At 64.6% G+C, this 26,854-nt stretch carries 21 protein-coding genes; 13 read left to right on the forward strand and 8 right to left on the reverse strand.

Going from position 1 to position 26,854, the window contains the following annotated elements:
• Nucleotides 1–4 precede the first annotated feature (4 nt).
• The 4 genes from FFI89_RS03490 to FFI89_RS03505 form a co-directional block, all read right to left on the reverse strand.
• Nucleotides 5–745, reverse strand: coding sequence for a response regulator (locus FFI89_RS03490; RefSeq protein WP_138832934.1), 741 nt, complete (start codon nt 743–745; stop codon nt 5–7).
• Nucleotides 742–2,487, reverse strand: coding sequence for a DUF3369 domain-containing protein (locus tag FFI89_RS03495; protein ID WP_138832936.1), 1,746 nt, complete (start codon nt 2,485–2,487; stop codon nt 742–744). The genes FFI89_RS03490 and FFI89_RS03495 overlap by 4 nt, the downstream gene beginning before the upstream one ends.
• A complete protein-coding gene (locus FFI89_RS03500) occupies nt 2,457–4,448 on the reverse strand; it encodes an ATP-binding protein (protein ID WP_138836065.1) in 1,992 nt (663 codons plus the stop codon). Before FFI89_RS03500 ends, FFI89_RS03495 begins: the two co-directional genes overlap by 31 nt.
• A 94-nt stretch (nt 4,449–4,542) precedes the next feature.
• Nucleotides 4,543–5,538, reverse strand: coding sequence for a TRAP transporter substrate-binding protein (locus FFI89_RS03505; protein WP_138832938.1), 996 nt, complete (start codon nt 5,536–5,538; stop codon nt 4,543–4,545).
• A 249-nt stretch (nt 5,539–5,787) separates the two neighbouring features.
• Here FFI89_RS03505 and ugpB point away from each other — a divergent pair, with 249 nt between their 5' ends.
• The 10 genes from ugpB to FFI89_RS03555 all read left to right on the forward strand — a co-directional run bounded on the left by ugpB (nt 5,788) and on the right by FFI89_RS03555 (nt 16,573).
• Nucleotides 5,788–7,104, forward strand: coding sequence for a sn-glycerol-3-phosphate ABC transporter substrate-binding protein UgpB (ugpB, locus tag FFI89_RS03510; protein WP_246669605.1), 1,317 nt, complete (start codon nt 5,788–5,790; stop codon nt 7,102–7,104).
• Between the two features lie 138 nt (nt 7,105–7,242).
• On the forward strand, nt 7,243–8,193 hold the full coding sequence (locus FFI89_RS03515) for a phosphotransferase (RefSeq protein ID WP_138832942.1): 951 nt from the start codon (nt 7,243–7,245) through the stop codon (nt 8,191–8,193).
• Nucleotides 8,194–8,438: 245 nt separating this feature from the next.
• Entirely contained in the window at nt 8,439–10,061 is a 1,623-nt protein-coding gene (locus FFI89_RS03520; RefSeq protein WP_138832944.1) for an ABC transporter substrate-binding protein, read from the forward strand.
• 6 nt (nt 10,062–10,067) lie between these two features.
• Nucleotides 10,068–11,081, forward strand: coding sequence for an ABC transporter permease (locus tag FFI89_RS03525; protein ID WP_138832946.1), 1,014 nt, complete (start codon nt 10,068–10,070; stop codon nt 11,079–11,081).
• A gap of 9 nt (nt 11,082–11,090) precedes the next feature.
• Complete coding sequence (locus FFI89_RS03530) at nt 11,091–11,990, forward strand: ABC transporter permease (RefSeq protein ID WP_138832948.1); 900 nt, start codon at nt 11,091–11,093, stop codon at nt 11,988–11,990.
• A gap of 94 nt (nt 11,991–12,084) precedes the next feature.
• Nucleotides 12,085–13,800, forward strand: coding sequence for an ABC transporter ATP-binding protein (locus tag FFI89_RS03535; RefSeq protein ID WP_138832950.1), 1,716 nt, complete (start codon nt 12,085–12,087; stop codon nt 13,798–13,800).
• A gap of 56 nt (nt 13,801–13,856) precedes the next feature.
• A complete protein-coding gene (locus FFI89_RS03540; RefSeq protein WP_138832952.1) occupies nt 13,857–14,039 on the forward strand; it encodes a DUF4089 domain-containing protein in 183 nt (60 codons plus the stop codon).
• Between the two features lie 28 nt (nt 14,040–14,067).
• Entirely contained in the window at nt 14,068–15,444 is a 1,377-nt protein-coding gene (locus tag FFI89_RS03545) for an AtzE family amidohydrolase (protein WP_138836067.1), read from the forward strand.
• A gap of 2 nt (nt 15,445–15,446) precedes the next feature.
• Nucleotides 15,447–15,836, forward strand: coding sequence for an oxalurate catabolism protein HpxZ (hpxZ, locus tag FFI89_RS03550; RefSeq protein WP_138832954.1), 390 nt, complete (start codon nt 15,447–15,449; stop codon nt 15,834–15,836).
• Between the two features lie 2 nt (nt 15,837–15,838).
• Nucleotides 15,839–16,573 (forward strand): GntR family transcriptional regulator, encoded by a 735-nt coding sequence (locus FFI89_RS03555; RefSeq protein ID WP_138832956.1) that lies wholly within the window; start codon nt 15,839–15,841, stop codon nt 16,571–16,573.
• Between the two features lie 113 nt (nt 16,574–16,686).
• Here FFI89_RS03555 and atzF read toward each other — a convergent pair whose 3' ends face one another.
• On the reverse strand, nt 16,687–18,495 hold the full coding sequence (atzF, locus tag FFI89_RS03560) for an allophanate hydrolase (protein ID WP_138832958.1): 1,809 nt from the start codon (nt 18,493–18,495) through the stop codon (nt 16,687–16,689).
• 297 nt (nt 18,496–18,792) lie between these two features.
• Between atzF and FFI89_RS03565 the strand changes: the two genes are divergently transcribed.
• Entirely contained in the window at nt 18,793–20,655 is a 1,863-nt protein-coding gene (locus FFI89_RS03565) for a feruloyl-CoA synthase (RefSeq protein WP_168212768.1), read from the forward strand.
• Between the two features lie 235 nt (nt 20,656–20,890).
• Here the strand turns inward: FFI89_RS03565 and FFI89_RS03570 are convergent, their stop codons facing one another.
• A complete protein-coding gene (locus FFI89_RS03570; protein ID WP_138832962.1) occupies nt 20,891–21,409 on the reverse strand; it encodes a MarR family winged helix-turn-helix transcriptional regulator in 519 nt (172 codons plus the stop codon).
• A gap of 125 nt (nt 21,410–21,534) precedes the next feature.
• On the opposite strand from FFI89_RS03570, the gene FFI89_RS03575 reads away from it, so the two are divergent.
• A complete protein-coding gene (locus tag FFI89_RS03575; protein ID WP_138832964.1) occupies nt 21,535–22,764 on the forward strand; it encodes a cytochrome P450 in 1,230 nt (409 codons plus the stop codon).
• A gap of 24 nt (nt 22,765–22,788) precedes the next feature.
• Nucleotides 22,789–24,015 carry an ABC transporter substrate-binding protein gene (locus FFI89_RS03580; protein ID WP_138832966.1) on the forward strand — a complete coding sequence of 409 codons (1,227 nt, stop codon included), beginning with the start codon at nt 22,789–22,791 and terminating at the stop codon, nt 24,013–24,015.
• 19 nt (nt 24,016–24,034) lie between these two features.
• Here FFI89_RS03580 and FFI89_RS03585 read toward each other — a convergent pair whose 3' ends face one another.
• Together FFI89_RS03585 and FFI89_RS03590 are read right to left on the reverse strand one after the other, a co-directional pair.
• Nucleotides 24,035–25,309, reverse strand: coding sequence for an NAD(P)/FAD-dependent oxidoreductase (locus FFI89_RS03585; protein ID WP_138832968.1), 1,275 nt, complete (start codon nt 25,307–25,309; stop codon nt 24,035–24,037).
• A 109-nt stretch (nt 25,310–25,418) separates the two neighbouring features.
• Nucleotides 25,419–26,825, reverse strand: coding sequence for a DHA2 family efflux MFS transporter permease subunit (locus FFI89_RS03590; RefSeq protein WP_138832970.1), 1,407 nt, complete (start codon nt 26,823–26,825; stop codon nt 25,419–25,421).
• Nucleotides 26,826–26,854 lie beyond the last annotated feature (29 nt).

Raw genomic sequence — 26,854 nt, forward strand, 5'->3', positions numbered from 1 at the left:
TGCCTCAGGCCTTGTCGCCGGCGGGCGAGAACAGATAGCCGCCGCCGCGGATGGTTCGGATCACGGCGGGCTTGGTCGGATCGATCTCGATCTTGCGCCGGATCCGCATGATCCGCAGGTCGACGGCGCGGTCGAAGGCCTCGGCGTCGCGCGCATTGGCCAGCTCCAGGAGCCGCTCGCGCGACAACACCCGCTTGGGGTTGGCCGCGAACACCTTCAGCAGGCCGAATTCGGAGGCCGTGAGCGGATGCTCGTTGCCCTCTTCGTCGCGCAGCGCCTGGGCCTCGAGGTCGAGCCATTTGGTGCCGAACCGCACCAGTTGCTCCTTCTCGGCCTTCGCCGCCGCGGCTTCGGGCGCCGCAGCCGCCCTGGCCGGCGCGCTCCGGCGCAGCACCGAGCGGATCCGCGCCATCAGTTCGCGCAGTTCGCACGGCTTGGCGATGTAATCGTCGGCGCCGAGTTCGAGGCCGACGACGCGGTCGATCGGGCTTGCGGTCGCCGTCAGCATGATGACGGGGACGTTGATGCGGCTCTTGAGGTCGCGAATGATCGACAGCCCGTCTTCCTCGGGCATGTTGAGGTCGAGCACCACGAGATCGGGCACGTGGGTCTCGATCACGCCGCGCAGGCTTTTGCCGCCGTCGCACAGCGTCACGGCAAAGCCGTGCATCTTGAGGTAATCGCCGACCATTTCGCGGGCCGGCGCCTCGTCGTCAACGATGATGATGTGCTGGCTCTGGGTCATGTCGTCTCTGTTGCGGGCAGTGTAACCGTAAACGACGAGCCCTGTCCGGGGCCGGCGCTTTCCGCGGTCACATGGCCGCCATGCATGTCGATGATGCGCTTGACGATCGACAGGCCGAGGCCGGTCGAACTTTCACCGGCGGTCGGCTTGGCCGAAAGCCGCTGGAAGCGGCCGAACAGCCGGCCGAGGTCCTCCGGCGACAATCCCGCGCCCTCATCGGCGATGCGGATGACGGTATTGCTGCCCTCGTGGCTGACGGCCACCGCGATCTTGCCGCCGATCTGCGAATATTTGATGGCGTTGCTGACGAGATTGTCGATCGCCTCGCGGATCCGGTCGGCGTCGCACATGGTGACGAAATTCGGCGGCGCGGACACGCTGAGCGTCTGTTGCTTGTTGACCGCCGAGGGCAGGTTGGCGTCGACGACCTCGGCGACGAGGGCGGCGACATCGACCGGCTCGCGGCGGATGGTGATGTCGAAGGCGTCCGCCATGGCGTCCGAAATCAGATGATCGACCATCGAGGTCAAGCGCTTGGTGGCGTCGCGGATATGCTCGACCTGCGCGGTGACGTTTTCCTTGGGCGAGCCGGCGCCGATCAGTTCGGTCAGCATTTCGGTACGGCCGAGGATCACGCCCAGCGGGTTCTTCAAATCGTGGGCGACGGTGCCGAGAATTTCGTTCTTGAAGCCGTTGGCGCGCTGCAGCCGCAGCCACTGCGCCGAGAGCCGGCGGTTGGCCTGCATCAGCGCGCGGGTGCGCTGGGCGACGCGGTCCTCGAGCTGGGTATTGGCCTCGTGCAACTGCTGGTACAGAATGACGTTGTCGAACGCGATCGAGAGCCGGCTCGAGAAAATCTCGACCAGCGAGCGGTCGGTGTCGGAGAGCTGGCGCTCGGCCTGCAGCAGCACCACGACCTCGCGGCCGCTGCCGGTGCGCAGATAGAGCACGCTGCGGTGGTCGGCGAATTCGTTCTTGCGGCGCGTGAAGGCGGCTTCCACCATCTGCCGCAGATCCGCATCGAGCGCTTTCGAGCTGGTGGTGCCGATGAAGCGGCTGTAGCAGCCGGAGCCCGCGAGCACCGAGAAATCGCTATCGGCATTGCCGTCGTCGCGCAGCACCAGGATGCCGGCGCAATCGACGTTGAGCAGCGAGGCGAGCTGCGTCAGCACGCCCTCGGCGAGGCGCTGCATCGACTTGAAGTCGTACAGGGTGGAGGCGGCGTCGATGATGATTTCCAGCCCGCGCCGGGTCTGCACCATGCGCTCGAGTTGCTGGTAGCTTCGCAGCGCCGCGGTCAGCGAGGTGAACAGCTTGTCGGCCGTCAGCTCGGTCTTGGCCTTGTAGTCGTTGATGTCGTACTGGACGATGACGCGGCGCTCCGGCGCCTGGCCTGGCTGGCCGGTGCGCAGGATGATGCGGACGGTCTCGTTCTTGAGTTCGCTGCGGATGTATTCGACGAGTTCGAGGCCGGCGACGTCGGTTTCCATGATGACGTCGAGCAGCACCGCCGCGATGTCGGGGTTGTCGCGCATCAACGTGCGGCCTTCGGCCGCGGAATAGGCCGAGAGGACCTCCAGCGTCGCGCCATGGAGATTGTAATCGCTCAGCGCAAAACGGGTGCCTTCGTGCACCGCCGCATCGTCGTCGATGACGGCGATCTTCCATTTGCGCTCGGACGAATCCTCCGGAACGGTTCCGGAATCGTCGATCAGGTGGAGGACATCGTCCTGTTCGGCCATTGAGGAGTTCCGTCGGCTGCAGTGTCTGTTGGCGTGGGGCTGCCCTTGGCGACTTTCGGCATGATAATGCGGAATGTGGTGCCTTGTCCCGGTCTTGACTCCAGCATCATCCGGCCGCCGAGCTGTTGAGTGACAAGATTATAGACGATATGCAAGCCCAGTCCGGTGCCGCCCTCGTTGCGGCGCGTCGTAAAGAACGGGTCGAACGCCTGCCGCTGCACGTCCGGCGTCATGCCGGCCCCGTTGTCGGCGAAAATGATCTCGACATCGTCGCTGCCGCGCCCCCGCGCGGTAATCGTGATCGCCCCGGAACGGCCGTCGGCGAAGGCATGATTGGCGGCGTTGAGGAAAAGATTGGTTAATATCTGGCCGTAGGAGCCGGGATAGCCGTCGATCATCAGCCCTTCCGGCACGTCCACCGACAGCGTGATAGCGGCCTTCTTCAGCACCGGCCGCAGGCTCGCGACGATCTGGTCGGTGGCTTCGCTGAGTGAGAATTGCCGGCGCTCGGCGTGCGAGCGGTCGACGGCCACCTGCTTGAACGACTGGATCAGTTCGCCGGCGCGATGCAGGTTTGCCACCAGTTGCCCCGCGGCGTCGCGCGAGGTCCTGACGAATTCGTCGAGCTTGGAGCGCCGCAACGGTTCGGTGCGCAGATCCTGGTCGAACATTTCGACGCGGCGTGCAAAGCTTGAAGCGACGGTCAGGCTGATGCCGATCGGGTTGTTCACTTCATGGGCAACACCGGCGACCAGGCCGCCGAGCGCGGCCAGCCGTTCGGCGTCGATCAGGTTCTGCTGCGCGGTGTTGAGCTCGAGCAGCGCGCCCTCGGCCTTCTCCTTCGAGGCGCGCAGTTCGTCCTCGGTCGCGCGCTTGGCGATCGCGTTCTCGCGGAACACCTCCACCGCGCGCGCCATCGCGCCGACCTCGTCCTTGGCCGTCGTGCCCTGCACGGCGCGGTCGTAGTCGCCCGACGTGATGGCGTGCATCGCCGCCATGATCTGTTGCAACGGCAGCCGGATCGACAATGCGATCAGGACACCGGCAGACAGGATGATGCCGAGGAAGATCACGGCGATCGACAGCACCCGGCGCGAAATCGCCGACAGCGTCCGGTCGAAGGTCTCCTGCGCCTTCTGCTCGCGCTGGCGCATCTTGACCGACAATTCGTCGATGGCGCCGATTGCATCGGCCTGGCTGGCGTCGATGGTGTTGCGCAACAGCTCGGTCCGGTTGGCGAGTTGCTCGGTCAGCTTGGCAAAGCCCTCGCGCAGCGCCAGCGTCCGCGCGTTCAGCCGCGTCAGCGCCATCCGCTGCAGGTCGTTGTCGGCGAGGTCGGACATCACAGGGATGGTCTTCTCGATCGTCTCGGTATTGCGGCGCGCCTCCTCGGCGGACGCCGACGCCAGCGACAGATAATAGGAGTTGGCGGCGACTAGCATTCCCGTGAACGCCTCGCGGGATTTGCCGAGCGCCGGCCAGATCAGCGCATCGCGATGGCCGGTGGCGCCCTCGATGATGGAGTAGAGTCCGGCCATCTCCTTGGCCGGGCCCAGCACCTGCTGTTCGTAGGTCTTGGTGATGGTCGCCTGCACCCCGCGCAATTCGCCGAAGCCGTTGAGGAAGCGGTCGGTGACATGCTCCAGCCGCTCGACCGATCCTGACAGCATCGGGTCGGTCGAGGCGCGCGTGGTGAGTGTGCCGAGTACCGCTTCGCGCAGCAACAGGATTTCAGCGAACAGTTCCGGGCTCGGCTGGTTGATGTAGCGATGGATCAGGTTCTGCAGCCGGCTGGTTTCGCTTTCCAGCAGCGCCAGGATCTTGTCGGATTCCCGCACCTGGCGGACATCTTCCCAAGCGGATCCGAGCACCGTGGCGCCATTCCAGATCAGCGCGGCGAGCACCACGACGACCGCGGAGTTCAAGCCCGCGATCGACAGGATGCGCCAGCGGATCGGCACCGCCCGCAGCAACTGGACGATGCGGAAACGGCCGCGCGCGACGAGGCTCGCCGGCCGTTCCACTGCTCCGTTCTGTTGCGGCGTCTCGGCCAATTCACTCCACCTTGCGAATGCGTTCGATCAACCCGGCCATCGCCGGGTCGCTCTGTGCCTTGGTATAAATTCCGGCCATCGCCGCCTCGAACGGCTTGCGGTCGATATCGGCGATGATCCTGACGCCGGCGTCCTCCGCCTGCTTGCGCGAACGTTCCTCGAGATCCCGCCATCTCTCGCGCATGAAGCGGCTCGATCGCAGCGCCGCTTCACGGAATATGTTCTGGTCTTCCGGCGTCAGGCTCGACCATGCCTTTTGTGACATCACCAGCACCTCGGGGCTCATCGTGTGTTCGGTCAGCGTATAGAAGCCGGCGAACCTGTAGTGATCGGTGGTGACGAAGGACGGCCAGTTGTTCTCCGCGCCGTCGATCAGTTTGGTGGAGAGCCCGGTCAGCACCTGTCCATAGGGCAGTTCGACCGGCTCGGCGCCGAGCGCGCGGATCATGGTAGACATCTGTTCGGATTGCTGCACCCGCAGCCGCAGTCCCTTGAGGTCGTCGATCGAGCGGATCGGCCTGACGCTGTTGTAGATCGAGCGGGCGCCGGAATCGTAAAACGCCAGCCCAACGAATCCGTAGGGCTCGAAACTGTTTAGGATCTCGTTTCCGATCGGTCCATCCAGCACCTTCTGCTGATGCTCGATCGAGCGAAACAGAAACGGCATCGCCAGCACGTTCATCGCCGGCACGATCGTCCCGATCAAGGCGACGTTGGTCCGGTTGAGATCGATCGCGCCGACCCGGGTCTGTTCGAGGGTTTCCTTTTCCTCGCCGAGCTGGTGGGAATGAAACACCTTGATCTGGTGCCGGCCGCCGCTGCGTTCCGATACCAGGCTGCCCATGTAGCCCAGCGCCTGGACGGTCGGATAATCCTCGTTCTGGGTATCGGCGGCGCGAAATTCGCGCGCAAAAACGCTCGATGAAGCGGCTGCCAGACACAGCGCGACAACAAGCTTCATGGTCCGCGAAAGGTCGGCGCGGCGGTACACTGGCAACAAATCCCCTTGTTGATGGAGTCTGTGGCGGGACGAAAAGGTTCAATGCGTTTTAGCAGAACTGTCCGAGGGTTGGCTATCAAGGGATGGCCAAGGTGCCGAACCGGCTACAATCGTGGATTGTGCGCTGCGACAGCTCCGGCTCGACGGAAGGGTGGATTGAAAGTCGCATTGAAACCGCCGTCCCGGCGATTTAAGAGGGCGGCACGACATCGCAACGCGGCGCAGCAGAGTGGTTCATCAGTGAAACTGGCCTTGAGGTTCCTGCAGCTCACAGCGCTCGCGGCCATCGGGCTGGTGTCGCCCGCGCAAGCCGCCACCGAGATCATGTGGTGGCACGCGATGTCGGGCGAGCTCGGCAAGCAGGTCGAAAAGCTTGCGGCCGATTTTAACGCCTCGCAATCCGATTACCGGATCGTGCCGGCCTATAAGGGCAATTACACCGAAACGGTGACGGCCTCGATCTTCGCCTTCCGTTCGCGCAGCCAGCCCGCCATCGTTCAGGTCAACGAGATCGCGACCGCAACCATGATGGCGGCGAAGGGGGCGATCTATCCGGTGTTCGAATTGATGCGCGACCAGTCGGAGCCGTTCTCGCCCGGCGCCTATCTGCCGGCCGTCACCAGCTACTACTCCGACGTCGCCGGCAACATGCTGTCGTTTCCGTTCAATGTCTCGACGCCGATCCTCTACTACAACAAGGATCTGTTCCGCGCCGCGGGCCTCGATCCGGAGGTCGCGCCGAAGACCTGGCCCGAGGTCGGCGCTGCTGCGAAGCGGCTGCGCGCGGCCGGTGCCGTCTGCGGCCTCACCACATCCTGGCCCTCCTGGATCAATGTCGAGAATTTTTCGGCGTTCCACAATCTGCCGCTGGCAACCCGGGCCAATGGCTTCGGCGGGCTCGACGCCGAGCTCACCTTCAACAACCCGCTGGTGGTGCGCCATATCGCGCAACTGGCGGAATGGCAGGCCACAAAGGTGTTCGACTATGGCGGCCGGGGGCAATCGGCCGAACCGCGCTTCCAGAAGGGCGAGTGCGGAATCTTTATCGGCTCGTCGGCGACGCGCGCCGACATCAAGGCCAATTCGAAATTCGAGGTCGGCTACGGCATGATGCCGTACTGGCCCGACGTGCAGGGCGCGCCGCAAAACACCATCATCGGCGGCGCCACGTTGTGGGTGCTGCGCGACCGGCCGCGCGCCGAATATGCCGGGGTCGCAAAATTCTTTGTCTATCTTTCGAAGCCGGAAATCCAGGCCGCCTGGCACCAGAACACCGGCTATCTGCCGATCACCCGCGCCGCCTTCGACCTCACGCGCGCGCAGGGGTTCTACGACCGCAATCCGGGTGCGGCGATCTCGATCGAGCAGATGACGTTGAAGGCGCCGACCGACAATTCGAAGGGAATCCGGCTCGGCTCGTTCGTCCTGATCCGCGACGTCATCGACGAGGAGCTGGAGCAGGCTTTCAGCGGCAAACGGTCGGCCCAGGCTGCGCTCGATTTCGCCGTCGAGCGCGGCAATCGCATGCTGCGTCAGTTCGAACGGGCCAATCCGGACAGATAGCGTTTTCAAGCGAAGCATGCCCTCGGACTTGATCCGGGGGTGGATACCGGTTCGCGTGAAGAAAACGCGTCGAAGATAGTGAGGCCGGCCAATCGCGGCCTTGCGTCTGCTTCGGCTCCGTGAGATCGACTGCCCGTCATGCATCCACTGCCGAATCTGCCGGATTTTGAGGCTTTCAAGGCCTGGCGCGCCGACACATCGCAATGGCTGCCGGTGGCGCTCGACATTGCGCATGGCCATGGCCTGCCGACCGCGTCGCCGCACATCTTCTCCACCGGGACCAATCTTGTCATCGGCCTCGGCGACGAACTGATCCTGAAAATTTTTCCGCCCTTCTTCCGTGGCAAGTTTGTTTCGGAGCGCAGTTCGTTGGCGCTGCTGCGCGGGAAGCTCGGTATCCCGATCCCCGAAATCGCGTTCGAGGGCGAGCGCGATCAGTGGCCGTATCTCGTCATCACGCGGCTGTCCGGCATCCTCGGCAGCGAAGCCTGGCCGGCGCTGCCGGAAGATCAGAAGGAGCGCGTTCTCGCCGAGATCGGATCGACCATCGCGGAAGTGCAGCGCGTCCCGGTGGGAGAGCTTTCCCTGATCGAGCCGCGCTGGGACCAGTTCATCGCGGCGCAGATCGCAGGATGCCGCGCGCGGCATGTCCGTCTCGGTCTGCCGCAAAAATTTCTGGATGGGCTGGACGACCTTTTGCGCGAGGTGCCCGCGCTGATTCCGCTCGACAGGCTGCCGGTGATGCTGACCGGTGAATACATTCCGGAGAATTTTTTGTTGAGTCGCGATGGTGCGAAATGGCGCCTGTCCGGACTGTTCGACTTCGGCGACGTGATGACCGGCTGGGGCGAATACGACCTGCTGGGTCCGAGCGCCTTCATGGCGGCGGGCAAGCCGCGCCGGGTTCGCAGCCTGTTCGAGGGTTTTGGGTATTCAGCCGCTTATATCGATGCCACCTTGAAGCGGCGGCTGATGGCGCTGACGCTGCTGCATCGCGTCAGCGATCCGGTCCGCCATATCTGCATCGAGGGCTGGCAGCACAAAGCCGGTGACCTCTTCGAATTGCAGGATCTGGTTTGGCCGGTGTGAGACTCGATGCGGCGAAGCCGCCGCTTAGTTATTCGGCCATCTGCATTAGTTGGTTATTATATGAGCAAAACATCTTCTTTGTATGCAATGTGATGGACGGGCTGGTTTGCCGCTGAATCGGAACAATGCCGATATCACGTTTATATATCAATGCTTTAACGGTGTCTTAGCGTTCCCTTAAGGTTTGGCACGAACCTTGCGATTCCAGCTCCAAAGCCGTTGTCCCTCAGGCGTTGGAGCCACCCATGAAGCGTCGCGATTTCCTCAAATCAGTGTCCGGAATCGCCGCTGCCGGCGCGCTGACGCCGGCGCCGGCGATCTGGTCGGCGGCCAAGGCCGACGCCCGGTCGGAGACGTTGTTGATCGTCTCGGAGGGCGGCCCCAACAATCTCGACATCCATGGCGTCGGCACCAACGTGCCCGGCTATGAAGTGTCGTGGAATTGCTACGACCGCCTGATCAGCCACGAGATGAAGGAAGGTCCCGGCGGGGTCCCGTATTACGACCGCGACAAGTTCAAGCCCGAACTCGCCGAGGACATGAACATCAGCGACATGTCGGTGACCTTCAAGCTGAGGAAGAACGCGAAATTCCACGACGGCACACCGGTGACGGCCAAGGACGCCAAGTGGTCGCTGGATCGCGCGGTCAGCGTCGGCGGCTTCCCGACCTTCCAGATGAGCGCGGGTTCGCTGACCAAGCCGGAACAGTTCGTCGTCGTCGACGACAACACGATCCGCGTCGACTTCGCCAGGAAGGACAAGCTGACGATTCCCGATCTCGCCGTGATCGTGCCCTGCATCGTCAACTCGGAACTGGTGAAGAAGAACGCCTCCGAGAAGGACCCGTGGGGTCTCGAGTTTACAAAACAGCAGACCGCGGGATCCGGCGCCTACAAGGTGACGAAATGGACCGCGGGCACCGAAGTCATCATGGAGCGCAACGACGAGTGGGTCTGCGGTCCGATGCCGAAGATCAAGCGCGTGATCTGGCGCATGGTGCCGCAGGCCGGTAACCGCCGCGCGCTGTTGGAGCGCGGCGACGCCGACATCTCCTATGAGCTGCCCAACAAGGATTTTCAGGAACTGAAAGCGGCCGGCAAGCTCAACATCGTGTCGCTGCCGTTCTCCAACGGCATCCAGTATCTCGGCATGAACGTTACCAAGCCGCCGTTCAACAATCCGAAGGTGCGCGAGGCGATAGCCTATGCGGTGCCGTACCAGAAAATCATGGATGTGGTGCTGTTCGGCCTCGCCAATCCGATGTTCGGCGCGCCGGCCGGCAAGGCCACCGACGTGGCGTGGCCGCAGCCGACCAAGTATTTCACCGACATGGCGAAGGCGAAGGCGTTGCTGACCGAGGCCGGCTATCCCGACGGCTTCGAGACCACGATTTCATTCGACCTCAACTTCGCAGGCATCAACGAGCCGCTCTGCGTGCTGGTGCAGGAGAGCCTCGCCCAGATCGGCATCAAGACCACGATCAACAAGGTGCCCGGCGCCAACTGGCGCACCGAGTTGAACAAGAAGGAAATGCCGCTCTACACCAACGTGTTCTCGGGCTGGCTCGATTACCCCGAATATTTCTTCTACTGGTGCTATCACGGCAACAATTCCGTCTTCAACACCATGAGCTACAAGTCGCCGGAGATGGACCGGCTGATCGACGGCGCGCGCACGGCAGCCGCGACCGGCGACAAGACGGCCTACGACACCGACGTCAAGGGCATGGTCGATCTCGCCTTCACCGACATCCCGCGGATTCCGCTGTATCAGCCCTTCGTCAACGTCGCGATGCAGAAGAACGTTTCCGGCTATCAATACTGGTTCCACCGCCGCCTCGACTACCGCGCGCTGGTGAAGGGGTAACCCGCCATGCTGACCATGATCGGCAAGCGGCTGATGTTTGCGATCCCGTCGCTGATCGGGGTCGTGATCGTGACCTTCCTGCTGACACGCGCGCTGCCCGGCGATCCCGCGGCCTATTTCGCCGGACCCGCCGCGACCAAGGAAGCGGTCGAGCAGATCCGCAAGAAGCTCGGCCTCGACAAGCCGCTGATCGAGCAGTTCTTCCGTTACACCAACGACCTCGCGCACGGCGATTTCGGCAACTCGCTGACGACGGGCCAGCCGGTCGCCAGCGAAATCAAGAACCGCCTGCCGGCGTCGGCCGAACTGACGCTGCTCGGCCTCGTGGTATCGATCGTGATTGCGATTCCCTTGGGCGTGCTTGCGGCCACCAGGCCGGGTTCCTGGATCGACCATATCTGTCGCATCACGACGACGGCCGGCGTGTCACTGCCGGTGTTCTTCACCGGACTGGTGCTGGTCTACGTCTTCTATTTCAGGCTCGGCTGGTCGCCCGCGCCATTGGGCCGGCTCGACGTGTTCTACAGCGCGCCGCCCGGCGTGACCGGCTTCTACCTGATCGATACCCTGATCGCGCGCGATTTCGAGGCGTTCCGTTCCGCCGCCAGCCAGTTGATCCTGCCGGCGGTGACGCTGGCGATCTTCTCGCTGGCGCCGATCGCACGCATGACGCGGGCCTCGATGCTGGCGGTGCTGGCGTCCGACTTCGTGCGCACCGCGCGCGCCAGCGGACTTTCGCCGGCGACCGTGATCGTCACTTACGCGTTTCGCAACGCGATGCTGCCGGTCATCACCACGCTCAGCATGGTGTTCTCGTTCCTGCTCGGCGCCAACGTGCTGGTGGAGAAGGTTTTCGCCTGGCCCGGCATCGGCTCCTACGCGGTCGAAGCGTTGATCTCGTCGGACTTCGCGCCGGTGCAGGGCTTCGTGCTGACCATGGCGGTGATGTACGTGCTGCTCAATCTGATCATCGACATTCTCTATGGCGTCATCGATCCCAGAGTGAGACTTGAAGGGTAAGGGGTAAGCATGAGCACCGTTGCGCCTGCTGTTGAACCCGTCGGTCCCGCGCGTACGTCGGGACTGGCTGCGATCTTCGAACACACCCGCTATGTGCTCGGCGAGAACCGCGTCACCGCCTTTGCCTTCGGGCTATTGGTCGTCATCCTGTTTGCGGCGATCTTCGGCCCCTACGTGGTGCCCTACGATCCGCTCGCCAGCGATACCGCGGCCGCGCTGAAGCCGCCGTCGGCGGCGCACTGGTTCGGCACCGATCAGTTGGGGCGCGATATCTTCAGCCGCGTCATCGTTGCGACCCGGCTCGATACCTTCATCGCGGTGGCGTCCGTGGTGCTGGTGTTCCTGATGGGGGGCCTCGCCGGCATCGCCGCCGGCTATTTCGGCGGCTGGACCGACCGCATCGTCGGTCGTATCGCCGACACCATCATGGCGTTTCCGCTGTTCGTGCTGGCGATGGGCATCGTGGCGGCGCTGGGCAACACCGTGCAGAACATCATCATCGCCACTGCGATCGTCAATTTCCCGCTCTATGCCCGCGTCGCCCGCGCCGAGGCCAATGTCCGGCGCAACGCCGGCTTCGTGCAGGCCGCGCGGCTGTCGGGCAATGGCGAGTTCCGGATCCTGCTGGTGCATATCCTGCCCAACATCATGCCGATCATGATCGTGCAGATGTCGCTGACCATGGGCTACGCGATTCTCAACGCCGCCGGCCTTTCCTTCATCGGCCTCGGCGTGCGGCCGCCGACCGCGGAATGGGGCATCATGGTCGCGGAAGGCGCCGGCTTCATGGTGTCGGGCGAATGGTGGATCGCGCTGTTCCCGGGCCTGGCGCTGATGATCGCGGTGTTCTGTTTCAACCTGCTCGGCGACGGTCTGCGCGACATCGTCGATCCGCAGCGGAGGACGTGATGACAGCCCCGACCAGGTGCCATTTTACCTCTGCGCTACTTTGCATGGGGTTGTTTTGCGGATTTTTGGATGACGCGCCGCTTGGGAGGCGCTCATGACCGCGCAGCCGTTGCTCGACGTCAGCGATCTCACCGTCGAATTCGCGACCAGGCGCGGCATCGTGAAAGCCGTGCAGCACGTCAACATCACGGTCGCCAAGGGTGAAACGCTCGGCATCGTCGGCGAATCCGGTTCCGGAAAGTCTGTGACGTCCTACGCCGTCATGCGCATCCTCGATCGCGCCGGCAGGATTGCTGAAGGCTCGGTGGTGTTCTCCGGCATCGACGTCAAGGCCGCGACCGAAAACCAGATGCGAGATCTGCGCGGCCGCGAAATCTCGATGATCTTCCAGAACCCGCGCGCGGCGCTCAACCCGATCCGGAAAGTGGGCGATCAGATCGAGGATGTGCTGCGCCAGCACGTGCAGCAGTCCGCCGTGAGCGATCGCGGCGAGAAGGCGATCGAGGCGCTGGAGCAGGTCAAGATCGCGCGCCCGCGCGAGCGCTATCACGCCTATCCGTTCGAACTCTCCGGCGGCATGTGCCAGCGCGTCGTGATCGCGCTGGCGCTGGCCTGCAATCCGCAGCTCTTGATCGCGGACGAGCCGACCACCGGCCTCGACGTCACCACGCAGAAGGCGGTGATGGACCTGATCGTCGAACTCACCAAGCGGCGGAACATGTCGACCATCCTGATCACGCATGATCTTGGTCTCGCCGCCGCCTATTGCGACCGCGTCATCGTCATGGAGAAGGGCCGGGTGGTCGAGACCGCGAAATCATCCGACATCTTCGCCAACCCCGCGCATCCCTATACCAAGAAGCTGATGCGCGCGACGCCGCGGCTCGGTGTCTCCTTGCGCGATCTCTTGCCGGAGGAGGAGGCCGCCGCGCTGCCGGCCATGCCGGCCGCCGCGCCGGTTGACAGCGAAGCCAAGCCGCTCTTGCTGGTCGAAAAGCTGGTGAAGGAATATCCGCGCCAGGGCGCGACCGCCACGCTCGGCAAGCTGTTCGGCCGCAAGCCGCCGGTTGAGGCAGCGGTGTTCCGCGCGGTCGACGGCATCAGCTTTTCGGTAGGCCATGGCGAGAGTGTCGGCCTGGTCGGCGAATCCGGCTGCGGCAAATCGACGACGTCGATGATGGTGATGCGGCTGTTGGACCAGACTTCGGGCCGCATCCTGTTCGACGGCGACGAGATCGGCGGAATGCTTCCCAACAGCTTTGCGCGGACGCCGCTGCGCAAAAGCATTCAGATGGTGTTCCAGGATCCGACCGACAGCCTCAATCCGCGCTTTACCGCGGCCCGCGCCATTGCCGATCCGATCATGCAGCTCGGCGACATCAGGGGAAGCGACGCGCTGCGCGCGCGTTGCGAGGAACTTGCCGGCCTGGTCGGCCTGCCGGTCAACCTGCTGGATCGTTTTCCGCATCAATTATCCGGCGGCCAGAAGGCCCGCGTCGGCATCGCGCGCGCCATCGCGCTACATCCGAAGCTCGTGATCCTCGACGAACCGACGGCCGCGCTCGACGTCTCCGTGCAGGCCGTGGTGCTCAATCTGCTGCGGGACCTCAAGGCTTCGATGGGCATGAGCTATCTGTTCGTATCGCACGATTTGAATGTGGTACGTTTGTTGTGCGATCGCGTCATCGTGATGCGGTCGGGACGGATCGTCGAGCAAGGTTCGTCCGAACAGGTGCTGGGCAATCCCCAGGACGCCTACACCCGCGAACTGCTGACGGCGATCCCGCATCCACCGTTGCCGGTGCACTAGAGCATGATCCGGAGCACGGAAGCCGGTCGTGTCGCGACAAGAGAGATGGGAGTGAAATGGCTGCTGATCACCTGGACGTCTACATCGACGCCGTTTCAACGGCGCTGGCGCTGCCGGTCGAACAGGCCTGGCGGCCCGCCGTGCGTGCGAATCTTGAAATATCGCTGAGGCTGGCGCGGCTGGTCGATGAATTTGTGTTGCCCGATGAAACCGAGCCGGCCTGTGTCTATACAGCCTGACCGCACCATGACGGTGGACACCGACGGGATGTCTGCCGAGGCCATTGCGCAAGCGGTGGCCGGCAGAAGGATTTCCGCGCTTGAAGCGACCGAAGCCGCATTGGCGCGGATATCCCGGCATGATTCCGTTTTGAATTCCTTCACCGACGTCACCGCCGATCGCGCCCGCGCCAAGGCGCGCGCCGTCGATGCGGCGCTCGCGGTCGGGCAGAAGGTGGGCCCGCTCGCCGGCGTGCCGTTCGCCGTGAAGAACCTGTTCGACGTCAAGGGACTTTCCACCCGTGCCGGATCGAAGATCAACCGCGACCTCAAACCTTCGTCGCGCGACGCGACGCTGATCGAGCGGATGGAAGCGCAGGGCGCGGTGCTGGTCGGCGCGCTCAACATGGGCGAATACGCCTATGACTTCACCGGCGAAAATATCCATGACGGGCCGTCGCGCAATCCGCACGATCCGACCCGGATGAGCGGCGGCTCTTCCGGCGGCTCCGGCAGTTCGGTCGGTGGCGGTCTGGTTCCGATTGCGCTCGGATCCGACACCAACGGCTCGATCCGGGTACCGTCCTCGTTCTGCGGCATCTTCGGCCTGAAGCCGACCTATGGCCGGCTGTCGCGCGCGCGGTCGTTCCCGTTCGTCGCGAGCTTCGATCATCTCGGCCCGTTCGCGCGCAGCACCGGCGACCTCGCGCTGGCCTATGACGCGATGCAGGGGCCTGATGCCGACGATGCCGCCTGCACGGCGCGGCCGGGCGAGCCGGTAGCGCCGCTGCTGACGCAGGACATTTCAGGTCTGCGGGTCGCGGTCGCCGGCGGCTATTTCCAGAAGAACGTCTCCCCCGAGGCGGTCGAGGCGGTGGCGCGGGTGGCGAAAGCGCTGAACGCCACAAGCACGGTCGAAATTCCCGAGGCCGCGCGCGCCCGCGCCGCGGCTTACGTGATCACCACGACGGAGGGTGCTTCTCTGCATCTCGATCGCTTGCGCAAGCGTCCGAACGATTTCGATCCCGCGGTGCGCGACCGCCTGATCGCCGGCGCCATGGTGCCGGCACCTTTGGTCGACCGCGCGCAAAAATTCCGCCGCTGGTATCGCGCCCAGGTGCTGGAACTGTTCAAGACGGTGGACGTGATACTCGCGCCCGCGACCCCTTGCGTCGCGCCGAAACTCGGGCAGGTGACGTTCATGCTCGACGGTGTCGAGCTGCAGGTGCGGGCCAATATAGGTATCCACACCCAGCCGATCTCGTTCATCGGCCTGCCGGTGGTCGCGGTGCCGGTGCCGCTGGAGCCGATGCCGATCGGCGTCCAGATCATCGCCGCGCCGTGGCGCGAAGATGTCGCGCTGCGCGTGGCCCACGCGCTGGAGCGCATGGGCGTTGCCGCCGCACCTCAGCCTCGAGGATTGTAGTCATGGATATCGATCTTCCCGACGTGCTCGCCGAAGTCACCGCGCAGTTCGCGCGCTACGAAAAGGCGCTGGTGTCGAACGACGTCGCGGTGCTCGACGAGTTGTTCCGCAACGATTCCCGCACGCTGCGCTACGGCATTGCCGAAAATCTCTACGGCTATGACGCGATCATGGCGTTCCGCGCGGCGCGCTCGCCGGCCGGGTTGATGCGTCGGACCGACAAGACCGTGATCTCCACCTATGGCCGCGACACCGCCGTGGCCTCGACATTGTTCTATCGAGATTCGCTGGCCGGCAAGGTCGGTCGGCAAATGCAGACCTGGGTGCGCTTCCCCGAGGGCTGGAGAATCGTTGCGGCCCATGTCAGCATCATCAATGAACCTGGATCCTAGACATGAGTCTTGACGATCTTCCGACCCGCGTACCGCCGTCCGGCGCCGAGGCCGAGACGCCGGTTCGGCGCATCGACCGGGCCGCGCCGCAACCGGACAAGGTCACGCGCGCGGAGGAATTGCGGCTGCAGCTCGCCGACGAGATCGTGCGCGGCGTGCTGGCGCCGGGTTCGGGGCTCGACGAGACCGATATCGCGCGCCGCTTCGGCGTGTCGCGGACGCCGGTGCGTGAGGCGCTGCGTCAGTTGGTGGCGAGCGGCCTGGTCGAAGCCCGTGCGCATCGCGGCGCCGTCGTGGCGCAGCCCTCGCTTGAACGCCTGACCGGCATGTTCGAGGCGATGGCGGAGCTGGAAGCCTTGTGCGCGGGACTGGCCGCCGAACGGATGACGGCAGCGGAGCGCCAGAAGCTCGAGGCGATCCACGAGGAGTTGCGGGTATTGAGCCATGCCGGCAATCCCGAGCGCTTCCACGAGGTCAACGAACGCTTTCACAATGCGATCTATGCCGGTTCGCAGAACGGCTACATCGCCGAAATGACCTTGGCAACGCGGGTGCGGGTGCAGCCGTTTCGCCGCGCCCAGTTCCGCAATCTGGGCCGGCTGGCGAAATCGCAGGCCGAACACGACCGCGTCGTGGTCGCGATCCTGCGCGGCGACAAGATCGGGGCTGCGGCCGCGATGCGCGCGCATATCGAACTGGTGCGCGGCGAATACGAGCTTTACGCGGTGTCGGTGTAGGTCTCGTCATTCCGGGATGGTCCGAAGGACCAGACCTCAGGGGTGCAATTGCACCCCCGGGGAATCTCGAGATTCCGGGTTCGATGCTTTGCATCGCCCCGGAATGACGAGAACTACACCGCCGCCTTCTCCGCCATGAACGCCCGCCAGCCGCCGAACACGGAAATATCGCGCGCGCCCTCCACGGCGATCGGTTCGACCATAAAGCCCTTCACGCCGCGGCCGTCGGCGAGGCGGATGGTGCCGATCGACATCGGCGGCGGGATCGCGGCGACGAATTTTCCGAACGCCGCCGCCGACAGCGCCCACAGCTCCAGCTTGATCGCCGTTCCCTTGTGCGTGTCGACGCGCAGCATGCCGGGTTTCGGCGGCGTGGTGTCGAGGGCGTAGAGTTTGTAGTCCGGCGCGGTGGTGGCGGCCTCCAGCAGGCGGCCGTTGAGCGCCTGCAGTTCGCCGTTGAGCGCCATGCCGGAGAGATGCGCGCCGACCACGGCGATGGCGATCTCGTCGCCGACCAGGCTGGTGGACGGCGCTGCCAGCGGCGGCTGCGTCAATCCTTTGGCGCCCATCTTCAGTTCGGTGTCGGCGTGAAAGGCGCGGCCGATGCTGGCGAGCTGTGCGTCATGCCCGGCGGGCGCCAGCAGCGTGATACCGAACGGAATGCCGTCGGAGCGCATCGCCGCCGGCAGCGCCAGGCCGCAGAGGTCGAGCAGGTTGACGAAATTGGTGTAGGTGCCGAGCCGGCTGTTGAGTTCGATCGGGTTGGCCAGCACCTGCGCGGTCGAGTAGGCGGTCGGCGCCGTCGGCAGCACGATCGCGTCGAGATTGGCGAAGGCGCGATCGGCAATGCGCCGCAGTCCCTGCAGGCGATAGAGCGAGGAAAACGTGTCGGCGGCGGTTAGCCGTGCGCCCGCCGCGGTGATCTCGCGTGTCACCGGATGGATCGAATCCGGCGAAGACGCCAGCAGATTGCGGATCACCAGATAGCGTTCGGCGACCCATGGCCCCTCGTAGAGCAGCCGCGCGGTCTCGTAGAACGGTTCGAGGTCGAACTCGACCAGCGTGGCGCCGAGCGAGGTCCAGCGCTGCAGCGCCTCGCCATAGGCTTTCTCCGAGGCGGTGTCGCCGAAGAAGATCAACTGGCCCTTGCGCGGCACGCCGAGGCGAAGATGAGCGGGAAACGCCGAGATTTGGCCGAGCGGCCGGTTGCGCGAAAACGGATCGGCGCCGTCGGGGCCGGCCATCACCGAAAGCGCGGTCATGGCGTCGTCGACGGTGAGGGAGAATACCGAGATGCAATCGAGCGTCCGGCACGCCGGCACCAGGCCTGCGGTCGAGATCAGCCCAAGGCTCGGTTTCAATCCGACGATGTTGTTGAGCATCGCGGGCACGCGGCCGCTTCCCGCGGTGTCGGTGCCGAGCGCCAGCGGCACCAGTCCGGCCGACACGGCGACGCCCGATCCCGAACTCGATCCGCCCGGAACCAGGTCGGCGCGGATCGGATTGACGGGAATGCCGTAGGGCGAGCGGACGCCGACGAGGCCGGTTGCAAACTGATCGAGATTGGTCTTGCCGATGATGATGGCGCCCGCGGCGCGCAACCGCGCCACCGCCGTCGAGTCCTGCGCTGGAGAATAGGAAAATGCAGGACAGCCCGCCGTGGTTGCCATGCCCTGCGCGTCGATATTGTCCTTTACCGCGACGGGTACGCCGAGCAGCGGCAGCACGCCGGCGTCTTTCGCGCTCAGCGCTTCGGCTTCCGCCAGTGCCGCCTTCTCGTCGCGCAGGCTGATGAACACGGCGGGATCGTTGTAGTCGCGGATACGCTGATAGCTGCGCGCCACGGTTTGCGCCGGCGTCATGGTGCCGGCGCGATGGGCGGCGACGATCGCAGCAACGGTTTCGGTCAAGGGATGCCCCATCTTTGGGTTGGCTGATTAATTCATCTCGAACGAAGCAAGCGATGTGCCATTGTGTACATTATAGGCGTGCGCCGGGATATAGAAATAGGTGCGTATATTCAGAGGTTTAGGTAAGTTTTTGCGAAATGCCGGAGGCCTTGCACAACAACAGGACGCGCCGTGCCTGATTAATAATTAGGCAGGTCTAACCGTTAACCGGCAGCTGCTGCTTCGCGCACGATGACACGTTGCCGGACCGCGCGGTTCTCGCGTAGAGGGAACCGCCTGCCCCCGACAGAGAGGCAGCGGAGGAAACCGATGACGTCAGCCGCCGCCACCAGCCGCGACCCTTCCGAGGCGCTGTTCGCAACCCCATCCGTCGTTGCCGATCGCCGCTCCGATGGCAGCATTGTTCTGAAATCGACCGTGCATTTGCGCGAAAGCGCGCGATGCGTCGGCGACTGGCTGGAGCATTGGGCGCGGCAAGCGCCGGACCGGATCTTTCTCGGCGACCGCGCCAGTGTCGATGCGCCGTGGAACACCGTCACCTACAAGGATGCCTTGCGTGAGGTGCGCGCGGCCGCGGCGTGGATTCTTGCGCAAGGGCTGAGTGCCCAGCAACCGCTGGTGATCCTGTCGGACAACAGCGTCGAACACGCGCTGTTCGCGCTTGCCGCCCAGCATGTCGGCGTGCCCTCGGCGTCGATCTCGCCGGCCTATTCGCTGATGTCCAGGGATTTCGAAAAGCTCAGGAGCATGATCACGCTGCTTGGGCCCGGCGCGATTTACGTCTCCGGCAAAACACCGTTCGCGCCGGCGCTGGCGGCGATCGCGCCGCTGCACGCGGCGACCATCGTCAGCGGTGATGCCGGCGACAGTAACGCCGTCTCGTTCCGTGCTGTCGCGGCTACGCCTGAAACACCTGAGGTCGCAAAGGCGTTCGCAGCGATCACGCCGGATACAATTGCGAAGTTCCTGTTCACCTCAGGCTCGACCGGCACGCCCAAGGCCGTGATCAACACCCAGCGCATGCTGACCTCGAGCCAGCAGGCCAAGGCGCAGACCTGGCCGTTCCTCGAGGGGATCAGCGACCTCGTGATCCTCGACTGGCTACCCTGGAGCCACACCTTCGGCGCCAACCACAACTTCAATCTGGTGCTGCGCAACGGCGGCACGCTCTATGTCGACGGCGGCAAGCCGGCGCCGGGATTGTTCACGACCTCGCTCGCCAATCTGCGCAGCGTGATGCCGACGGTGTATTTCAACGTGCCGCGCGGCTTTGAGATGCTGATCGCGGCGTTGCGCGGCGACGACGAATTGCGCCGGCGTTTCTTCAGCGAGGTGAAGTTCGCATTCTATGCCGGCGCCGCACTGCCGCAGAATCTCTGGGATGCGCTGGAAGCGCTCTCGATCCAGAGCGTCGGCCGCGCGCTGCCAATGGTGTCGGCCTGGGGTTCGACCGAAACCTCGCCGCTGGCAACCGACTGTCATTTCCAGGCGAAACGTTCCGGCAATATCGGCGTGCCGATTCCGGGTACCGAATTGAAACTGTTGCCATCAGGCGACAAGCTCGAAGTGCGGGTCCGCGGACCGAATGTCACGCCGGGCTACTGGAAGGCGCCGGAATTGACCGTGCAGGCGTTCGACACCGAGGGTTTTTACCTGATCGGCGACGCCGTGACCTTTGCCGATCCGGCGCGGCCTGAACTCGGATTGTTCTTCGACGGCCGCGTCGCGGAGGATTTCAAGCTCAATTCCGGCACCTGGGTCAATGTCGGTAACCTGCGCGTCGCCGGGATCGCCGCGCTGGCGCCGCTGGCGCAGGACATCGTCGTATCGGGGCATGGTGGCGACGAGGTCCGCTTTCTGGTATTTCCGAATATTGCGGCCTGCCGCGCGCATGCGGGCTTGCCCGACAGCGCCGAGGTGAAGGACGTAATCGGTCACAACAAGGTTCGCGCCGGCATCGCGCAAGGACTCGCAAAGCTCAAGGCGCAAGGCGGCAACTCGTCCGGTTATGCGACGCGCGCACTACTGCTGGCGGAACCGGCTTCCGTCGACGGCGGTGAGATCACCGACAAGGGCTACATCAACCAGCGCGCGGTGCTGACGCGGCGCGCCGGCGCGGTGGCCGTGCTGGACGACGACGCGTCGGCCGAATGGGTCGGCTGCGTGCCGTGAAATTCCAGACTCGGGTCGCGGTGTGGAACCCGAGCCGCAAAGGACTGATCGGTAACGACAAAACCTTGCCGCCGACTATTTTGTTGCTAAGGCAACTAATCTGTGGGAGCTTCCGGCGCATTGCGCGGCGGTTCGACAGAGCAGTCCATCTGCCATGCCGTGCAGGGAGAGACGGATGCCTGAGAGTATGGGTCCCGCGGGACCCGGTGCCGCAGCCGCAACGACTGGCAAGGTTCTAGTCGCGGGCGCGCGGCTCGCCCGGCGTCGTGACGGCGCCGAGATTGCTGTGAACGCGGCGCAGCAGGTTGATCAGCACTTCACGTTCGTCCTTGCGCAGGCAGGAGAGCAGACGGCGTTCGCGCTCCAGCGCGACGACGATCACCTGGTCGTGCGTGGTACGTCCCTTCGGCGTCAGCGAGATCGAATGGGTTCGCGCATCCTGCCGGTCGGGCCTGATCCGCACCAGTCCGCGTGTCTGCAGCAGCGCCAGTGTCCGGCTGACGGGCCCCTTGTCGAAGCCGATGACGTGGCAGATTCGCGCCGCGGAAATCTCCGGCTCGATCGCCAGCAGCGACAGGATCCGCCATTCGGTAATGTTCACGCCGAAGCGCTTCTGGTAGAGCACCGTGGCGGTGCGCGACAGCTTGTTGGCGATGAAGGTGATGAGAGCCGGAACGTAACGATCGAGATCGAGGGTCAGATCGGCTCGCCCGGTTTCATCAGCCGCTGCCACGGTCGGTTTAGTCCTGCGCATGATCGTTCGAACCCACCCCATTTCAGGACGGCCGGCCGCGCTGCCGCGGTGTACGGTCCCCGTCCAGGACCCAGAGATAGAGATACCAGACCCGGCTCCGCAACAACACTGTACCGGAGGCTTGCATGACCACGACCGGCAAGGCGACCGACACCGCGAATGGCGGGACGTCCGCACTCCCCCATCTGGACATCGATCCATTTTCGATCGCGTTCTTCGACGATCTCCATCCGGCCCAGCAACAACTGCGCGAAGCAGGTCCGCTGGTCTATCTCGACAAATGGAAGGTCTATGGCGTGGCGCGCCATGCCGAAGTGCATGCCGTGCTGAACGACCCGGCCACCTTCTGTTCGAGCCGCGGGGTGGGGTTGAGCGACTTCGCCAAGGAGAAGCCGTGGCGTCCGCCGAGCATCATCCTCGAGGCCGATCCGCCGGCGCATACCCGCACGCGCGCGGTGCTGAGCGACGTGCTGTCCCCGACCGCGTTGAAGCAACTGCGGGGCCGCTTCACCGCCGCGGCGGAAGCCAAGGTCGACGCGTTGCTGGAACGAAAGAGTTTTGATGCGATAGCGGATCTCGCGGAAGCCTACCCGCTCTCGATCTTTCCCGACGCGCTCGGTCTGAAAGAGGAAGGGCGCGAGAACCTGCTGCCCTATGCGGGCCTTGTGTTCAACGCCTTCGGTCCGCCCAACAAGCTGCGGCAGGACGCCATCGAGCGCTCGGCGCCGCATCAGGCCTATGTCGCCGAACAGTGCCAGCGCGAAAACCTCGCGCCGGGCGGTTTCGGCGCCTGCATTCATGCCCACGTCGATGCCGGAAACATCACCGCGGCGGAGGCGCCGCTGCTGGTGCGCTCGCTGCTGTCGGCCGGGCTCGATACCACCGTCTATGGCATCGGTGCCGCGGTCTATTGCCTGGCACGCTATCCCGATCAGTTCGCAAAACTGCGCCAGGACCCGACGCTGGCGCGCAATGCGTTCGAGGAGGCCGTGCGGTTCGAGAGCCCGGTGCAGACCTTCTTCCGCACCACCACGCGTAAGGTCGAGATCGGCGGTCACATGATTGGCGAAGGCGAAAAGGTTTTGATGTTTCTCGGCGCCGCCAACCGCGATCCGCGCCGTTGGGACAAGCCTGATAGCTACGACATCACGCGCCGCACCAGCGGCCATGTCGGCTACGGCTCGGGCATCCACATGTGCGTCGGCCAACTGGTGGCGCGGCTGGAAGGCGAGACCATGATGGCGGCGCTGGCGCGCAAGGTTGCCAGCATCGAGATATCAGGCCCGGTGAAGCGCCGCTACAACAATACGCTGCGCGGGCTCGACAGCCTTCCCGTCACCTTCACGGCGGCCTGACAGAAAATCCAAAGGGAGAGAGTCATGAAGAGTTTTGGACGTTATCTGGCGCTGGCTCTGTCCGGCGCGGCGTCACTGGCCTGCGTTGGTGCGGCGCGTGCGGAGATTTCCGATAACGTCGTGCGCGTCGGCGTGCTCAACGACATCTCCGGCATCTTCCAGGACACCAACGGCATGGGTTCCGTGGAAGCCGCACGGATGGCGGCGGAAGACTTCAACGGCGGCGGCAAGAATATCAAGGTCGAGATCGTCTATGCCGACCACCAGAACAAGGCCGACGTCGGATCGGCGATCGCGCGCAAATGGCTCGACGTCGACGGCGTCGACGCCATTGTCGACGTGCCCAATTCGGCCGTCGGTCTCACCATCAATTCGCTGTTGCGCGATACCCGAATGACGTTCCTGGCGTCGTCGACGGCGAGCTCCGATCTTACCGGCAAGGCCTGTTCGCCGAACACCATTCAATGGGTCAACGACGCCTGGGCCACCGGCAACACCACGGCGGCGGCGATGATGGCGCGCGGCGGCAAGGACTGGTACTTCGTCACGGTCAATTACGCGCTTGGCCAGGGCATCGAGGCCGAGGCCACCAACTATATCGAGAAGCACGGCGGCAAGGTGCTGGGATCGAGCAAGCATCCGCTCGGCACCTCCGACTTCGCCTCGTTCCTGCTGCAGGCGCAGAATTCCAAGGCCAAGGTGATCGGGCTCGCCAATGCCGGCGGCGACACCATCAATGCCGTCAAGCAGGCCGCCGAGTTCGGCATCCAGCAGGGCGGGCAAACGATGGTGGCGTTCCTGCTGTTCGTCAACGACGTCCACGGCATGGGTCTGAAAGTCGCTCAGGGCCTGCAACTGCTCGAGGCGTTCTACTGGGACATGGACGATGACACCCGCGCGTTCGCAAAACGCTTCGCGGCGCGGCCGGGCATGAACGGCAAGATGCCGAGCGGCAACCAGGCCGGGGTCTATGCCTCGACGCTCGCTTATCTGAACGCCGTGGCCGCTACCGGCAGCGATCAGGCAAAGGACGTCGTGCCCCAGATGAAGACGTTCAAGGGCAAGGACAAGCTGTTCGGCGACGTCACCATCCGCCAGGACGGCCGCGTCATCCACCCGATGTACCTGTTCGAGGTGAAGAAGCCGGAGGAGTCGAAATATCCCTACGACTATTACAAACTGGTCTCGACCATTCCGGCCGATCAGGCGTTTCGTCCGATCGCGGATGGCGGCTGTTCGCTGGTGAAGTGATCGTAGCGCGCCGGCGCGATCACCACACCACCTTGCTGCTGCCTTGCGTGATCAGCCGCGCGGCGCGCTGGTCGCGGGCGTGAATCCAGAGCCAGCTCAGCGCCACGGACAGGCGGTTGCGCAGCCCGATCAGGAAGTAGATGTGGGCGATGCCCCAGATCCACCAGGCGAGATTGCCGCGCAGCTTGATGCGGCCGAAGTCGATCACGGCCTTGCGCTTGCCGATCTGCGCCAGGCTGCCTGCGTGCTTGTAGCGGAAGGGCGGCAGCGCGCTGCCGTTCAGGCGGGCCTTGATCAGCGCGGCCACATAGCGCCCCTGCTGCTTGGCGGCCGGCGCGATGCCCGGCACCGGCTTTCCGTTGGCATCGGCGATCGCCACGGTATCGCCGATGGCAAAAATGTCGGGATGGCCGGGGACGGTCAGATCAGGCAGCACCTCCAGGCGTCCGGCGCGATCGGCCGGCACGCCCAGCCATTCGGCCGCAGGCGAGGCGCGCACGCCGGCAGCCCAGATGATGGTTTTGGCGTCGAGCCAGTTGCCGCCGAACCTGACGCCGTCGGCCGAGCATTCGGTGACAGGTTGCCCCAGCACCACCTCGACGCCGATCTCTTCCAGCGAGCGCTGCGCGTAGGCGGAAAGATCTTCGGGAAAGCCGGCCAGGACGCGTGGCCCGGCCTCGACCAGCACCACGCGCGCCTTGCGGGTGTCGATGTTGCGAAAATCCGGCGCCAGCGTGTCCTTGGCCAGGTCGGCGATGGTTCCCGCCATTTCGACGCCGGTCGGCCCCGCGCCGATGATGACGAATGTCAACAACGCCGCGAGCCGCGCCGGATCGGTCTCGCGCTCGGCGCGCTCGAACGCGACCAGAATGCGCCGCCGCAGCGTGGTGGCGTCCTCCAGCGTCTTCAGGCCCGGCGCGAACGGCTCCCATTCGTCGTGGCCGAAATAGGCATGGCGCGCGCCGGTGGCGAGCACCAGCGTGTCGTAGGGCAGGGCGTCGCCGTCGTCGAGCAGCACGCGCTTTTGCCCGGCATCGACGCCAGTCACATTGGCGAACAAGGTCGTCACATCCGGACGTGCGCGCACGAGGTAGCGGATCGGCCAGGCGATCTCTGACGTCGCCAGCGACGCGGTCGCGACCTGATAAAGCAGCGGCTGGAACAGGTGGTGGTTGCGGCGGTCCACCAGCGTGATCTGGACCGGCGCGCCGGCGAGGCCGAAGACGGTTTCCAGCCCCCCGAAGCCGGCGCCGACGATCACCACGCGATGGGCTTCTTTCGGCGCTGTCGTCATGGGATGCGACCTCGGGTTCGGATCTATCGACGCATCGGATTATGGAGCCATTTGTGCCGCCGGTCCAAGACGGATTTGCCAATCGGTCGATAGCGAAGACCTATCGTCGTCAGGCATTCTGCGGTGCCGGCGCGGTCGCGACGCGCTTGCGTGCCGGCAGGAAGAGTCCGGCCAGCGCGCCGAGCAGGGACAGCAGCGCCGCAACCAGCATGGCCGAAGCGAAGCCCGTGCTGAAGCCTGCCGCCGAGCCAATGGCGCCGGTGCCTGAAAACACCGCAACCAGAAGCGCCACGCCGAACATGCCACCGAGGAAACGTCCCATGTTGAATACACCTGATGCCTTGCCCATTTCGACCGGGTTGACCGAACTCAGGACCGCGTTCTGAACCGCCGGCATCGCCATCGACACCCCGATGCCGGCGACGATCAGCGGCGCGATCATCGTCGCATAGGCCGCATCGGGTGCGATGATCGCCGCGATCCAGCCGAGGCCGATCGCCTGCAATGATAGCCCCGTCACCACCAGCGGCCGTTCGCCGATCCGGTTCACGATGTTGCCGGCAATCGGTGCGGTCACGAACAGGGTGGCGGTCCAGGGCAGCAACCGCAGGCCGACGCCGAGCGGTCCATAGCCGAGCGTTACTTGCAGGAATTGCGGCAGCAGGAACAGCACGCTGTACAACGTGCCGTACAGCAGGAAGGCGGCAACGATGCCCGACGATAGCGCGCGCGAGCGGAACAGCCGCATCGGGACCATCGGCGCGGGGGTCCGCAATTCCCAGGCGACAAAAGCCACCGCCAGCAGCAATCCGGCTGCGATGGCCGTCAGCACCTCGGGGCTCGTCCATCCGGCGCCGTTGCCGCGTAACAGGCCCCAGACCAGAGCGAAGGCGGAAACCGCAACCAGCACGAGGCCGAAAATGTCGAGCTTGGCCGTCGGGCCGAAACTCTCGCGCAGCCGCGTCATGACCATGACGGCCGCGAACAGCCCGATCGGAAGATTGATCCAGAAGATCCACGGCCATCCCAAGGTTTCGGTGACGGCGCCGCCGATCGCCGGTCCGGCCAGCACGGCTACCCCGACGACGCCACTGAAGATGCCGAGCGCACGTGCGCGTTCTTCCCTTGGAAAGGCTGTGCTCAGCAGCGCCATTCCGAGCGGCATGATCAGCGCCGAACTTGCGCCCTGCGCGGTTCGCGCAACGATCAGCGAGTGGATGCCGGTCGATAGTGCGCAGGCGACGGACGAGGCCATGAACAAGACGATCCCTGCGGCAAACAGCCGTCGTCGTCCGAACCGGTCGCCAAGAGCTGCGCCAGTCAACAGCAGCACCGCGAAACTGAGATTGAAGGCGTTCACCGTCCACTGCAGCGTCTCCATCGGGGTGCCGAATTCGGCGCGGATGGTGGCAAGTGCTGAGGTCAGCACCTGGGTGTCGAGCGCGACCATGAACGAGGCCAGCGAGGTGATGCCAAGCACCCAGTTCTTGTCGGTTCCGTTGTCAGGTTCCTGCATTCCGGTTCTCCATCGTACTGCTGCGCCGG

Source organism: Bradyrhizobium sp. KBS0727 (assembly GCF_005937885.2).
GTDB lineage: Bacteria > Pseudomonadota > Alphaproteobacteria > Rhizobiales > Xanthobacteraceae > Bradyrhizobium.